The organism is Streptomyces sp. 63XJN7_1_ISO-PGPR-S23-121, assembly GCF_056173025.1.
On the sequence record NZ_CM149653.1, the window covers coordinates 2,475,409 to 2,488,934 of the forward strand.

At 72.2% G+C, this 13,526-nt stretch carries 13 protein-coding genes and 1 pseudogene; 9 read left to right on the plus strand and 5 right to left on the minus strand.

Annotated elements, in window-relative coordinates:
• The first annotated feature begins 109 nt into the window (after positions 1 to 109).
• The 3 genes and pseudogenes from AC0VYN_RS10780 to AC0VYN_RS10790 all read left to right on the plus strand — a co-directional run bounded on the left by AC0VYN_RS10780 (position 110) and on the right by AC0VYN_RS10790 (position 2,752).
• Positions 110 to 1,363 (plus strand): annotated as a pseudogene (locus tag AC0VYN_RS10780) (IS3 family transposase).
• A gap of 53 nt (positions 1,364 to 1,416) precedes the next feature.
• A complete protein-coding gene (locus AC0VYN_RS10785) occupies positions 1,417 to 1,761 on the plus strand; it encodes a tyrosine-type recombinase/integrase (RefSeq protein WP_475535792.1) in 345 nt (114 codons plus the stop codon).
• 76 nt (positions 1,762 to 1,837) lie between these two features.
• Positions 1,838 to 2,752: a HipA family kinase gene (locus AC0VYN_RS10790; protein ID WP_475535793.1), complete on the plus strand. Its 915-nt coding sequence runs from the start codon at positions 1,838 to 1,840 to the stop codon at positions 2,750 to 2,752.
• A gap of 87 nt (positions 2,753 to 2,839) precedes the next feature.
• Here the strand turns inward: AC0VYN_RS10790 and aceB are convergent, their stop codons facing one another.
• Together aceB and AC0VYN_RS10800 are read right to left on the minus strand one after the other, a co-directional pair.
• Positions 2,840 to 4,462, minus strand: coding sequence for a malate synthase A (gene aceB, locus AC0VYN_RS10795; protein WP_475535794.1), 1,623 nt, complete (start codon positions 4,460 to 4,462; stop codon positions 2,840 to 2,842).
• A gap of 184 nt (positions 4,463 to 4,646) precedes the next feature.
• A complete protein-coding gene (locus tag AC0VYN_RS10800; RefSeq protein ID WP_475535795.1) occupies positions 4,647 to 5,252 on the minus strand; it encodes a nucleotidyltransferase family protein in 606 nt (201 codons plus the stop codon).
• A gap of 200 nt (positions 5,253 to 5,452) precedes the next feature.
• On the opposite strand from AC0VYN_RS10800, the gene AC0VYN_RS10805 reads away from it, so the two are divergent.
• A complete protein-coding gene (locus tag AC0VYN_RS10805; protein ID WP_475535796.1) occupies positions 5,453 to 5,767 on the plus strand; it encodes a DUF5955 family protein in 315 nt (104 codons plus the stop codon).
• Positions 5,768 to 5,839: 72 nt separating this feature from the next.
• On the opposite strand, the gene allR is transcribed toward AC0VYN_RS10805, so the two are convergent.
• Entirely contained in the window at positions 5,840 to 6,643 is an 804-nt protein-coding gene (gene allR / locus AC0VYN_RS10810; RefSeq protein WP_451687428.1) for an allantoin degradation transcriptional regulator AllR, read from the minus strand.
• A gap of 303 nt (positions 6,644 to 6,946) precedes the next feature.
• Between allR and allB the strand changes: the two genes are divergently transcribed.
• The gene (gene allB / locus AC0VYN_RS10815) at positions 6,947 to 8,287 is read left to right on the plus strand and encodes an allantoinase AllB (RefSeq protein ID WP_475535797.1); all 1,341 of its coding nucleotides are present in this window, start codon (positions 6,947 to 6,949) and stop codon (positions 8,285 to 8,287) included.
• A 60-nt stretch (positions 8,288 to 8,347) separates the two neighbouring features.
• Positions 8,348 to 9,478: an allantoicase gene (gene alc / locus AC0VYN_RS10820; protein WP_385463174.1), complete on the plus strand. Its 1,131-nt coding sequence runs from the start codon at positions 8,348 to 8,350 to the stop codon at positions 9,476 to 9,478.
• Positions 9,479 to 9,599: 121 nt separating this feature from the next.
• Here alc and AC0VYN_RS10825 read toward each other — a convergent pair whose 3' ends face one another.
• A complete protein-coding gene (locus tag AC0VYN_RS10825) occupies positions 9,600 to 10,364 on the minus strand; it encodes an SDR family oxidoreductase (RefSeq protein WP_475535798.1) in 765 nt (254 codons plus the stop codon).
• Between the two features lie 179 nt (positions 10,365 to 10,543).
• On the opposite strand from AC0VYN_RS10825, the gene AC0VYN_RS10830 reads away from it, so the two are divergent.
• Positions 10,544 to 10,939: a guanyl-specific ribonuclease gene (locus tag AC0VYN_RS10830; protein ID WP_385463168.1), complete on the plus strand. Its 396-nt coding sequence runs from the start codon at positions 10,544 to 10,546 to the stop codon at positions 10,937 to 10,939.
• 40 nt (positions 10,940 to 10,979) lie between these two features.
• Here the strand turns inward: AC0VYN_RS10830 and AC0VYN_RS10835 are convergent, their stop codons facing one another.
• On the minus strand, positions 10,980 to 11,180 hold the full coding sequence (locus AC0VYN_RS10835) for a hypothetical protein (RefSeq protein WP_475535799.1): 201 nt from the start codon (positions 11,178 to 11,180) through the stop codon (positions 10,980 to 10,982).
• A gap of 178 nt (positions 11,181 to 11,358) precedes the next feature.
• Between AC0VYN_RS10835 and AC0VYN_RS10840 the strand changes: the two genes are divergently transcribed.
• On the plus strand, positions 11,359 to 12,609 hold the full coding sequence (locus AC0VYN_RS10840; RefSeq protein WP_475535800.1) for a sensor histidine kinase: 1,251 nt from the start codon (positions 11,359 to 11,361) through the stop codon (positions 12,607 to 12,609).
• 106 nt (positions 12,610 to 12,715) lie between these two features.
• Positions 12,716 to 13,396, plus strand: coding sequence for a response regulator transcription factor (locus tag AC0VYN_RS10845; RefSeq protein WP_475535801.1), 681 nt, complete (start codon positions 12,716 to 12,718; stop codon positions 13,394 to 13,396).
• The last annotated feature ends 130 nt before the right edge of the window (positions 13,397 to 13,526 follow it).

A 13,526-nucleotide genomic window follows, 5' to 3' on the forward strand; every position in this document is an offset into this window, starting at 1 on the left:
CCCCGGGTCGGCCCGTCCACGGGCGCGCACATCGACGATCAGCCCGGATTCGACGGGAATGAACCGTTCTGGGTTCGGTAGGGACTCGATCATTTGAGAGGATCGAGTCATGGCACGTCCCTCCCAGTACCCGCTTGAGCTGCGCCGTCGTGCGGTGCGGATGGTCGCCGAGGTGCGGCCCGACTACGACACCGAGTGGGCCGCGATGAAGGCAGTCGCGTCCAAACTCGGGATCGGCACCACCGAGACACTGCGCAAGTGGGTCCGCCAGGACGAGATCGACACCGGGACCCGGCCGGGGACGACTACGGAGGAGACGGCCGAGCTGAAGCGGCTGAAGAAGAAGAACGCCGAGCTGAAGCGGGCCAACGAGATTTTGAAGGCCGCGGCAAGTTTCTTCGCGGCCGAGCTCGACCGGCCACACACACGCTCGTAGCGTTCATCGACGAGCATCGGGACCGCTGCGGCGGAGTCGAGCCGATCTGCCGTGTTCTGACCGAGCACTCCTGCAAGATCGCCCCGTCCACCTACTACGCCCACCACAAACGCCGGCAGGCACCCTCGGCCCGCACCGTCCGCGACACCGAGCTGAAGATCCTGATTCAGGAGGCATACGACGCCAACTACCGTGTCTACGGCGCGAGGAAGATCTGGCGGCACCTGAACCGACAAGGCCAGACCGTGGCCCGCTGCACCGTCGAACGCCTGATGCGTGAACTCGGTATCACCGGAGCGGTCCGCGGCAAACGCGTGATCACCACACTTCCCGGCGGCCAGACCGACCGGGCCCCCGACCTTGTGGACCGGGACTTCGTCGCCGGCGCCCCGAACCGCTGCTGGGTCGCGGACTTCACCCACGTGAGGACCTGGGCAGGTGTCGTCTACGTCGCCTTCGTCGTGGACACCTTCTCCCGCCCGGATCGTCGGCTGGTCCGCTGCCACCGTGAAGGAGACGGTCTTCGTACTGGACGCCCTGGAGATGGCGATCTGGCAGCGAGACCGCGACCAACATCCGGTCCAGCCAGACGAGTTGATCCATCACTCGGACGCCGGGTCGCAGTACACGAGTTTCCGGCTCGCCGAGCACCTGGACGCGGCCGGCATCGCCGCGTCGATCGGATCCGTCGGAGACGCCTACGACAATGCCCTGATGGAGAGCACGATCGGCCTGTTCAAGACCGAGCTGATCAAGCCCCGACGGCCATGGAAGACGCTGTCCGACGTCGAGCTCGCCACCGCCGAGTACGTCGACTGGTACAACCACCGACGACTCCACGGTGAGATAGGCCACGTCCCACCCGTCGAATACGAGAACAACCACTACCGAGCAACCACGAAACCCCAGGTCACAACCAACATCTGAGATCTCTACCGAACCCGGAACGGTTCACCACGCGCTTCGGCAACGCCGTCGCGGTGAACACATGGAACACCTACACCTGGAAGCCGGCCTTGGCCAAGGCCGGTGTCATCCCGCCACGTGCCGAGGGGGCGAAAGCCTGGCAGTGGGCGGGGGCCCCGAAGGACGGTTTCCACGTGCTTCGGCACACCTACGCCTCGATCATGTTGGAGGCCGGAGAGTCCGTCGTGACCCTGGCTCGGTGGCTCGGACACTCCTCGCCGGCGATCACCCTCGGTTACTATGCTCACTTCATGCCGGAAGCTGGCAGCAAAGGGCGCGGCACCATCGACGGTCTGCTTGGGGAGCGGGGAGACCGGCTCGTCGGCCGAAACTCCCCAGACTCTCCGCAGCGCCGTTGACCCGTGATTCCTGCCTCTACGCTCCGGAGAAGTCGTCCATGGATTGCAGGGCTGAAGAGATGGGTGGCCTGGGAAAGTGTTGGAAGAGGTCGTAGCGACCCGCTATGTCACGCCCCTGCGTGAGGGTGGCTCGCTCCCGGGGATCGTCGAGGCCGACGATCTCGGCACCTACGTCGTGAAGTTCACCGGCTCCGCGCAGGGACGCAAGGCGCTGGTCGCCGAGGTGATCGTCGGCCGGCTGGCGCGGGCGCTGGGACTGCGCGTGCCCGAGCTGGTCGCCGTCCACTTCGACCCGTCGCTCGCCGCCGGGGAGCCGCACCAGGAGGTGCGGGACCTGCTGAACGCCAGCGCGGGACTCAACCTCGGATTGGACTACCTGCCGGGCGCCGCCGACTTCACGCCCGAGGTCGCCAGGACGTTCCCGGTGGACCCGGGGGAGGCCGGGCGCATCGTCTGGCTGGACGCCCTCACGGCCAACGTCGACCGGACGGTGCACAGTTCCAACCTGATGGTGTGGCCGACCTTCGGCGCCGTGCCCCCGCGCCTGTGGCTCATCGACCACGGCGCGGCCCTGGTCTTCCACCACCGCTGGGACACCTCCGCGCCGGAGAAGGCGTACGACTTCCGCCACCACGCCCTCGGCCACAGCACGCCCGACGTCCGGGCCGCCGACGCCGAGCTCGCGCCGAAGGTGACCGACGAGCTGCTGCGCGCGGTCGTCACCGAGGTGCCGGACGCCTGGCTGACGGGGGAGCCCGGCTTCGCCGGCCCGGACGAGCTGCGGGCGGCCTACGCGGACTACCTCTCGGCGCGCGTGAAGGCGTCCGCGCGGTGGCTGCCGACCGCCTTCCCCAGCCGGGAGGAGCTGGCCGCCGAGGAGGAGCGGCGGGCGGCGCGCAGCCGGCGTGGCCGCCCCGCCTGGCTCAAGCAGGTCCCCGACCTGCACGGCAGACCGCCCGCGGAGCAGGACTGGTCCGTGCACTTGGAGTGACCCGGACACGGCGGTGCCCGGGCCCCCGGTGCCGTGCGGCCGTGCGGTACCGGGGACCCGGGCGTGCGGTGGGCGCCGGGCCGGGCGTCAGCCCTTGAGCTGCTCGTACGCCGGCAGCGTCAGGAAGTCGGCGTAGTCCTCGTCCAGGGCGACCGTCAGCAGCAGGTCGTGCGCCTGCTGCCAGTTCCCGGCCGTGAAGGCCTCGTCGCCGATCTCGGCGCGGATGCCGGCCAGTTCCTCGGCGGCGACCCTGCGGGCCAGCTCGGCGGTGACCTGCTCGCCGTTGTCGAGGACGACCTCCGCGTTGATCCACTGCCAGATCTGCGAGCGGGAGATCTCGGCGGTGGCCGCGTCCTCCATCAGGTTGAAGATGGCCACCGCGCCGAGGCCGCGCAGCCACGCCTCGATGTAGCGGATGCCGACCTGCACGGCGTTGACCAGGCCCGCGTACGTCGGCTTGGCCTCCAGCGAGTCGATCGCGAGCAGGTCGGCCGCCTTCACGTCCACGTCCTCGCGCAGCCGGTCCTTCTGGTTCGGCCTGTCGCCGAGGACCTTGTCGAAGGACTCCATGGCGATCGGGACCAGGTCGGGGTGGGCGACCCAGGAGCCGTCGAAGCCGTCGCCGGCCTCGCGGTCCTTGTCGGCGCGGACCTTCTCGAAGGCCACCTTGTTGACCTCGGCGTCCCGGCGCGAGGGGATGAACGCCGCCATGCCGCCGATCGCGTGCGCGCCGCGCTTGTGGCAGGTGCGCACGAGGAGTTCGGTGTACGCCCGCATGAACGGGGCGGTCATCGTCACCGCGTTGCGGTCCGGGAGCACGAACTTCTCGCCGCCGTCACGGAAGTTCTTGACGATGGAGAACAGGTAGTCCCAGCGGCCGGCGTTCAGCCCGGAGGCGTGGTCGCGCAGCTCGTAGAGGATCTCCTCCATCTCGTACGCGGCCGTGATCGTCTCGATCAGGACGGTGGCGCGGACGGTGCCCTGCGGGATGCCGACGTAGTCCTGCGCGAAGACGAAGATCTCGTTCCAGAGGCGGGCCTCCAGGTGGGACTCCGTCTTCGGGAGGTAGAAGTACGGGCCCTTGCCCAGGTCGAGGAGCCGCTGGGCGTTGTGGAAGAAGTACAGGCCGAAGTCGACCAGGGCGCCGGGGACCGGGCGGCCGTCGACCTGGAGGTGGCGCTCGTCGAGGTGCCAGCCGCGCGGGCGCACGACGACCGTCGCCAGTTCCTCGGCCGGGCGCAGGGCGTACGACTTGCCGGTGCGCTCGTCGGTGAAGTCGATGGTGCGGGTGTAGGCGGCGGTCAGGTTGAGCTGGCCGTTGACGACGTTCTCCCAGGTCGGGGCGGAGGCGTCCTCGAAGTCCGCGAGCCAGACCCGCGCGCCCGAGTTGAGGGCGTTGATGGTCATCTTGCGGTCGGTCGGGCCGGTGATCTCGACCCGGCGGTCGTTCAGCGCGGCCGGAGCGGGGGCCACCTTCCAGGAGTCGTCCGCGCGGACGGCGGCGGTCTCCGGGAGGAAGTCGAGCGTGGAGGTGCGGGCGATCTCGGCGCGGCGCTCCGCACGGCGGGCGAGGAGCTCGTCACGCCGGGGCGTGAACCGCCGGTGCAGCTCGGCCACGAAGGCGAGCGCCGCATCGGTGAGGACCTCCTCCTGCCGGGGCAGGGGCTCGGCGTCGACGATGGCCAGCGTGGACGGCGCTGGTGCGGACATGAGCTGTCACTTCCTTCAGCGGTGGCACCGGGTGCCAACGGGCACGTATAGGGCAAAGTGCACCCTCTGTGCGGTGGGGTGCTTCTGGTCAGTGGATAGTAGTTTCCTCATCGTGGAACTTCAATGGTTTGTTGATGTCGAGATTCTCCGGGTCGAGGGACAGTGGCGCTCAGTGCCACCTCCCTCACTCAAGGTGGCGCAGGTCGGCCGGGGTGTCGATGTCGTACGGCCGCGCCACGTCGCCGCACTCGACGAGTGCGATCTCGGCCTCGTGTTCCCTCAGGTAGGCGCGTGCCCCCCGGTCACCGGTCGCAGTCGCCGTGACGCCCGCCCAATGGGCCGCGCCGAGGAGGACGGGATGCCCGCGCACGCCCCCGTACGTCGCCGAGACGAGCGACGTCCCGTCCCGGTGGCCGGCGCGCACCCGTGCCGTCGCCTCCACGCCGATGCCGGGCTGGTCCACCAGCGACACCAGCGCCGCCCCCGCCCCCGTGCCGGAGAACGAGGCGAGTCCGGCGCGCAGTGAGGTGCCCATGCCCTGCTCCCAGGCGGGGTTGTCCACCAGGACGCATCCCTCGAGCGCGGACGCCGCCCGCGCGCGCACCTCCGGCGCCCGGGCCCCCAGGACCACGTGCACGCGGGCGCAGCCGGCCGCGCGCAGCACGCCGACCGCGTGTTCGACGAGCAGCTGTCCGCGGTGCTCGAGCAGTGCCTTGGGCCGGCCGCCGAGCCGCCGTCCGCCGCCCGCGGCGAGGAGCAGTCCGGCCACCTGGTCTTCGTTGTCCGCCATGGGTCCTGCATACCTGACCGCGTGTCAAACGTCCCGGCGCGCCCCAGTTCCCAGGGGACTGAATTTCGGCGGGCGCGGTGGCGCGTCCGGCGCCCGGTGGCGTTTACTGGCCCGCGTCCCCGGCGCCCGACCACCGCCAGGGGGCGCTCGGCACGTTCACCACGCAGGGGTGCACGAACGGAGTGAGAGGGGGAGGGACTGTGTTGCGGAGCCTGGGGCAGAGGCAGGTGGCCGTCGGTGACGAGGACGTGAGAGTGGCGGCACTGCGGACCGCGGTGTCCCGGTTGCGCCGCCGGCTCGCCCTGCTGCACGCCGACTTCCCGGACCGGCTCATCGCCGAGGACGAACTGGCCGGCCTGGCCGCGATGGCGGACAACGGCGCCCCGGAGGTGCCGAGGCTGCGCCGCTCCCTGCTGCTGATAGCCGGTGCGATCGGCTCCGTCAGCGCCCTGTCGCAGGGGCTGGCGGACGTCCGGCACGCCGTCGAGCTGTTCGGGGACCCGCCGGGGCGGTGAGGCGCCGCCGTAAGACGGGCGCGGCCCCCGGCGACGACACCGCCGGGGGCTCCTGGACGTTCGTGCCGCGGATCAGGCGGCCGGGTTGCCGTTCGAGGCGAGCAGCGCCTCCGAGAGTTCGGCGGCCACCTGCTGGAGCAGCGGCACCATCCGGTCGGTCGCGGCCTCCGTGACACGGCCCGCCGGGCCGGAGATGGAGATGGCCGCCGCGGTGGGGGAGTTCGGCACGGACACGGCCAGGCACCGCACCCCGATCTCCTGCTCGTTGTCGTCGATCGCGTATCCCTGGCGCCGCACGTCCTCCAGCGCCGCGATGAACCCGTCCGGCGTGGTGATCGTCTTCTCCGTCGCGGCCGGCATGCCGGTGCGGCCCAGCAGGGCCCGCACCTCCTCCGCCGGGAAGTCCGCGAGCAGCGCCTTGCCGACGCCCGTCGAGTGCGGCAGGACCCGGCGGCCGACCTCGGTGAACATCCGCATCGAGTGCTTGGACGGCACCTGGGCGACGTAGACGATCTCGTCCCCGTCCAGCAGCGCCATGTTCGCCGTCTCGCCGGTCTCCTCGACCAGCCGGGCCAGGTGCGGGCGCGCCCAGGTGCCCAGCAGCCGGGAGGCGGACTCGCCGAGCCGGATCAGGCGCGGGCCGAGCGCGTAGCGCCGGTTGGGCTGCTGGCGTACGTATCCGCAGGCCACCAGCGTGCGCATCAGGCGGTGGATGGTGGGCAGCGGCAGCCCGCTGCTCGCGGAGAGCTCGCTCAGGCCGACCTCGCCGCCCGCGTCCGCCATCCGTTCGAGCAGGTCGAAGGCGCGTTCCAGGGACTGGACGCCACCTGTGGCGGACCTGGCGGAGTCGGTGGTGCTGGCGCTGGACGTCGGCACGGCACGTTCCTTTCGGGGCTGGCGGGAGGGCAGAAGCCTACCCGGCGGCCGGTTGACTCCCCGCTTGTACATAGCTACGTTCTGTCTGTCGGAATTCTAATTCCGCTTTGTGGAAACGTCCAGAGCGGGGCCGTCGGATGCGCCCTTCCAAAGGGTGCCTCTTGACGGCGTGGAACGGGAAGTGAAGACTCCTTCAACAGAACGTTGAAGTCCGTTACGTGGTGAGAGATCCCGTTTCCCGGATGTGGACCGGCGGGCCGGCGATGGCCCGGCGGCGGAACGACTGCAGAGAGAGGGGTCCGGGTGTCCCAGGCCGAACTGGTGCTGCGCTCGACGCGCGTCGTCACTCCCGAGGGCATACGCGCCGCGTCCGTCGCGGTGAGCGGCGGCACGATCACGGACGTGCTCCCGCACGACGCGCCCGTACCGGCGGGGGCCCGCCTGGAGGACGTCGGCGCCCACGTCGTCCTGCCGGGTCTGGTCGACACCCACGTGCACGTCAACGACCCCGGGCGCACCGAGTGGGAGGGCTTCTGGACCGCCACCCGCGCCGCGGCGGCCGGCGGCGTGACCACCCTCGTCGACATGCCGCTCAACTCCATACCGCCGACCACCACCGTCGCGAACCTGCGCACCAAGCAGCAGGTCGCCGCCGACAAGGCGCACATCGACGTCGGTTTCTGGGGCGGCGCCCTGCCCGACAACGTCAAGGACCTGCGTCCACTGCACGAGGCCGGCGTCTACGGTTTCAAGGCGTTCCTGTCGCCGTCGGGCGTGGACGAGTTCCCGCACCTCGACCAGGAGCAGCTCGCCCGGTCCCTCGCCGAGATCGCCGCCTTCGACGGCCTGCTCATCGTGCACGCGGAGGACCCGCACCACCTGGCCGCCGCCCCGCAGCAAGGGGGCCCGAAGTACGCGCACTTCCTCGCCAGCCGCCCGCGCGACGCCGAGGACACCGCCATCGCCGCGCTCGTCGAGCAGGCGAAGCGGTTCAACGCGCGCGTGCACGTGCTGCACCTGTCCTCCAGCGACGCCCTCCCGCTGATCGCCGAGGCCCGGGCCGAGGGCGTCCGCCTCACCGTGGAGACCTGCCCGCACTACCTCACGCTCACCGCCGAGGAGGTGCCGGACGGGGCGAGCGAGTTCAAGTGCTGCCCGCCCATCCGCGAGGCCGCCAACCAGGACCTCCTGTGGCAGGCACTGGCGGACGGCACCATCGACTGCGTGGTCACCGACCACTCGCCGTCCACCGCCGACCTGAAGACCGACGACTTCGCCACCGCCTGGGGCGGCATCGCCGGTCTCCAGCTGAGCCTGGCGGCCATGTGGACCGCGGCCCGCGAGCGCGGCCACGGCCTGGAGGACATCGTCCGCTGGATGTCGGCGAACACCTCCCGCCTCGTGGGACTGGAGGCCCGCAAGGGCGCCGTCGCGCCGGGCCACGACGCCGACTTCGCCGTCCTCGCCCCCGACGAGACCTTCACCGTCGACCCGGCCGGCCTCCAGCACCGCAACCGCGTCACCGCGTACGCGGGCAAGACCCTGTACGGCGTCGTGAAGTCCACCTGGCTGCGCGGAGAGCGCATCGTGGCGGACGGCGCGTTCACCGACCCGAAGGGACAGCTCCTCACCCGGACCCCCTGACACGTCCGGACCTGCCCCAAGACCCATCCCGAACGACCCCGGAAGGAACACCTGATCACCGTGACGGCCCAGCAGAACACCTCGTTGGCCAGCTTCACCGGAGACGCGAACCCCTACGGAGGCGGTGACCCGTACGCGGACTACCGCACGGCCGACCTCCCCTTCACCCAGTACGCCAACCTCGCCGACCGGCGACTGGGGGCCGGTGTCGTCGCCGCCAACGACGAGTTCTTCGCCCAGCGGGAGAACCTGCTGGTGCCCGAGCGCGCCGAGTTCGACCCCGAGCACTTCGGGCACAAGGGCAAGGTCATGGACGGCTGGGAGACCCGCCGGCGCCGCGGGGCCTCGGCCGAGGACCCCTGGCCCACCGAGGACGACCACGACTGGGCGCTGATCCGCCTGGGCGCACCCGGCGTGATCCGCGGCATCGTCGTCGACACGGCCCACTTCCGCGGCAACTACCCGCAGGCGGTGTCCGTCGAGGGCGCCTCGGTCGCGGGCTCCCCGTCGCCGGAGGAGCTCCTCGCGGACGACGTGAAGTGGACGACCCTCGTCCCGCGCACCGCGGTCGGCGGCCACGCGGCCAACGGCTTCGCCGTCTCCGCCGAGCAGCGCTTCACCCACCTGCGCCTCAAGCAGCACCCCGACGGCGGCATCGCCCGCCTGCGCGTGCACGGCGAGGTCGTCCCGGACCCCGCGTGGCTCGCGGCGCTCGGCACCTTCGACGTGGTCGCGCTGGAGAACGGCGGCCAGGTCGAGGACGCCTCCAACCTCTTCTACTCGCCGGCCACCAACACCATTCAGCCGGGCCGCTCGCGCAAGATGGACGACGGCTGGGAGACCCGCCGCCGCCGCGACCGGGGCAACGACTGGATCAGCTATCGGCTGGCCGGCCGCTCCCAGATCCGCGCGATCGAGATCGACACGGCGTACCTGAAGGGCAACTCCGCGGGCTGGGCGTCGGTTTCGGTGAAGGACGGTGCGGACGGCGAGTGGCGCGAGGTGCTGCCCCGCACCCGCATGCAGCCCGACACCAACCACCGCTTCGTCCTGCCCGAGGCGGCCGTCGGCACCCACGCGCGCGTGGACATCTTCCCCGACGGCGGCATCTCCCGGCTGCGCCTGTTCGGCTCCCTGACGGAGGACGGCACGGCCGGCCTGGCCGCCCGCCACCAGGAACTGGGCGGCTGACGCACGGACCGGCCGGCCCGGCGACGGGGAACGGCCGGTCCCGCTCACCCGCGGGGCGCACCGGCAGGACAGCACCGGTGCGCCCCGCGCGCATGCCCTTCAGGGCCCGCGCCGCGTGTCGCTACGCCGCGTGGCCGCCGTCCACCGCGAACTCCGCGCCGGTGACGTAGGAGGCGGCCGCCAGGTACGCCACCGTCGACGCCACCTCGTCCGCCGTACCGAAACGGCCCAGTGCCGTCATGGCCGCCTGCCCGTCGGCGTAGGGGCCGTCCGCCGGGTTCATGTCCGTGTCGATCGGGCCCGGGTGGACGATGTTCGCCGTGATCCCGCGCGGGCCCAGCTCCCTCGCCAGGGCCTTGGTCAGCCCGATCAGCGCCGACTTGCTCATCGCGTAGAGCGTGCCGCCGGGGCCCGGGACCCGCTGGGTCATGCAGGTGCCGATGGTGATGATCCGCCCGCCCCCGGTCATCCGCGCCGCGGCGGCCCGCGAGGTCAGGAAGACGCCCCGCACGTTCACGGCCAGCAGCCGGTCCACGTCGGCGAGGGACAGGCTCTCCATCGGGCCCAGCAGCCCCAGGCCCACGTTGTTGACCAGTACGTCGAGGCCGTCCCCGAGCGCCTCGGCCGCCCGCTCGACCGCGCCCGCCGCCTCCTCCGCGTCCGCGGAGTCCGCCCGCAGGGCCACCGCCCGGCGCCCCAGTGCCCCGACGGCCCGCACGACGTCCTCGGCCGCGTCCTTGTTGTTCACATAGGTGACGGCGACGTCCGCGCCCTCCCGCGCCAGGCGCAGCGCGGTGGCCGCGCCGATGCCGCGGCTGCCCCCCGTCACCAGGGCCGTCCGGCCGGCCAGGGGAGCGGTTGTGTTCGTGTTCGTGTTCGTCAGCATGTTCATGGGTCCATCCCAGCGGGCCCCGTACGCCGTCGCTGGCGGCGGACGGACATCGACCTCGCCGTGGCCGGCGTGCCCGGCGCGAGGTGAGGTCGCAGGAAACACATGGGACGTCCGGCGAAGCTCCACAGTCTTGTCATTGACATGCCATCGTCTACGCGCGTCATCATGAGGGCATGCGATTCCCCCCACGCGCCGCACGGATCGGCGCCGCAGCCGCAGTCCTCTCCGCCCTCCTCGTGGGCGGTTCCGTCTCCGCCACCACGGCGGGCGCCGCCACCGCCGCGGTCGGCGACATCTGCTACAGCGACCTGCCCTCCCAGGCGCACGACACGCTCGGCCTGATCGAGCAGGGCGGGCCCTACCCCTACGACCAGGACGGCACCGTCTTCCAGAACCGGGAGGGCGTCCTGCCCGACCGGTCCACCGGCTACTACCACGAGTACACGGTGATCACCCCGGGCTCCGACACCCGAGGAGCGCGCCGCATCGTCACCGGCGAGGCGGACCAGGAGGACTACTACACGGCCGACCACTACGCCTCGTTCGACCTGGTCGACCACGGCTGCTGAGCCCCGGGCGCCCGGAAGGCGCCCCCGCGCACGCCGGTGATCAGCCGTCACCGCTGTGCTCGGCGGCGGCGAACAGGGCGAGTGCCAGCACCACGAGGGCGACGCTCGCGTAGACCTCGTAGCCGTCGAGCACGGCGAGCCGGTGCACGAACCCCCGGTTCCAGTCGGTGAACTCGTGCACCAGGCCCGCCACGCCCTGCACCAGGGCGAGGAATCCGACGATCTCCAGCAGCTTCTTCATGCCCCAGACCCTCGCCCCGCGGACCCCCCACCCACATCGGCCGCGGGGCGAGTGATGCCCTGCCGAAGTCCACGTCCTCCGCCGCCCGGTACGCCGAAGGTCTACGGCCCCGCGACTTCGGTAGGGGATGCGCCGCGCGCCGCTGCCGGGGCGGCCGGCCCTGCGTAGATTCGACCGCGTGAGCGACAACAGGACGGTGCCGACCACCCCGGCGTTCCCCGCGCGGCGCTGGCTGCTCCCGTCGGCGCTGGCCGACGGGCTCGACCCGGACGCCCGCGGGTCCGGGTACCGGTCCCGCCGCACCGCCCGGGACTGGCTCGTCGACCTCACCTGCTTCGCGCTGGCCGTCCTGATCGGCCTGCTGAGCGTCGACACGCTGGAGCAGGAGCCGGGCCTCCCCCACGGCTGGGGGATCGCCGACCAGCTGATCGGCGCCCTGGCGTGCACCGCGGTGTGGCTCAGGCGCCGGTGGCCGGTCGGGCTGGCCGTGGCACTCGTGCCCGTCGGGCTCGTCTCGGTCACCTCGGGCGGCGCCGCCCTCGTCTCCCTGTTCACCGTGGCCGTGCACCGGCCCTTCCGGTACACGGCCTGGCTGACCGGCGTCAACGTGCTGATGCAGCCCGTCCTCTACTGGCTGCGCCCCGACCCCCAACTGCCCTACCTGGCCGCGAACCTCCTCGGCATCCTGCTCGCGGTCACCACGGCGGCCTGGGGCATGCTCGCCCGGTCCCGGCGCCAGCTCCTGCTCAGCCTGCGCGACCGCGCCCGGCGCGCGGAGACCGAAGCGCGGCTGCGGGCCGAGCAGGCGCAGCGCCTGGCACGGGAGGCCATCGCCCGCGAGATGCACGACGTCCTCGCCCACCGGCTGACGCTGCTCAGCGTGCACGCGGGCGCCCTGGAGTTCCGGCCCGACGCGTCCCGCGAGGAGGTGGCGCGGGCGGCCGGCGTCATCCGCGAGAGCGCGCACGAGGCCCTCCAGGACCTGCGGGAGATCATCGGCGTGCTGCGGGCCGGCGAGTCCGACGACGGGCGCCGTCCGCAGCCGACTCTCGCGGCACTGGACACCCTGGTCGCCGAGTCCCGGCAGGCCGGCATGGAGGTGGCCTTCGTCCGGCACGTCACTGTCCCCGCCACCGTCCCCGCCTCCGTGGGGCGCACCGCCTACCGCGTCGTCCAGGAGGCCCTGACCAACGCCCGCAAACACGCCCCCGGTACCGAGGTCGCCCTCTGGGTCACCGGAGCACCGGGCGACGGCCTCACGGTGCGCGTGCGCAACGCCCCGCCCGCCGGGGACGTGCCCGAAGTGCCGGGTTCCGGGCAGGGCCTGATCGGACTGACCGAGCGCGCGACGCTGGCGGGCGGCAGCCTGGAGCACGGTCCCACCGCCGACGGCGGCTTCGAGGTACGGGCCCGGCTGCCGTGGGGGTGAGTGCCGGGACCCCGCCCCCGGCCTCCTGACGAGCCGTCACCCTTCGTGCGCCGCACGTGCGGTGACCCGTGTGCGATCCCTCCGGCGACCGTGATTACGTGAGGCCATGACTGCGATCAGACTGCTCCTCGTCGACGACGACCCGCTGGTGCGGGCGGGACTGTCCTTCATGCTGGGCGGCGCCGACGACGTGGAGATCGTCGGCGAGGCCGCCGACGGCGACGAGGTGGCGGCGCTCGTGGACCGCACCCGTCCGGACGTCGTCCTCATGGACATCCGGATGCCCGGGGTGGACGGCCTGACGGCCACCGAACGGCTGCGGGGCCGCCCGGACGCCCCCCAGGTCGTCGTGCTGACCACCTTCCACGCCGACGAGCAGGTACTGCGGGCCCTGCGCGCGGGCGCCGCCGGATTCGTGCTCAAGGACACCCCGCCCGCGGAGATCCTCGACGCGGTGCGCAAGGTCGCCGCCGGCGACCCGGTCCTGTCGCCCGCCGTGACCCGGCGGCTGATGGAGCAGGCGGCCGGCACCTCCGCCGACACCCGGCGCGTGCGGGCGCGGGCCCGCATCGCCGCGCTGAACGACCGTGAACGCGAGGTCGCCGTCGCCGTCGGGCGGGGCCTGGCCAACGCCGCCGTCGCGGCGGAGCTCTACATGAGCGTCGCCACCGTGAAGACCCACGTCTCCCGCATCCTGGCCAAGCTGGACCTCGACAACCGGGTGCAGATCGCGCTGCTGGCGTACGACGCGGGCCTCCTGGACGAGCACCACGACGACGCCGGCTAGGGCCCCGGCCCGGCAGTACGCGTCACCGGTGCGACGGGCCTACCGGCCGCGGGAGGCGGGCCGGACGCGACGAGCTTCCCAGTCCCGGGATGCGGGCCGGTGCGACGGGTCTACCGGCCGCGGGAGGCGG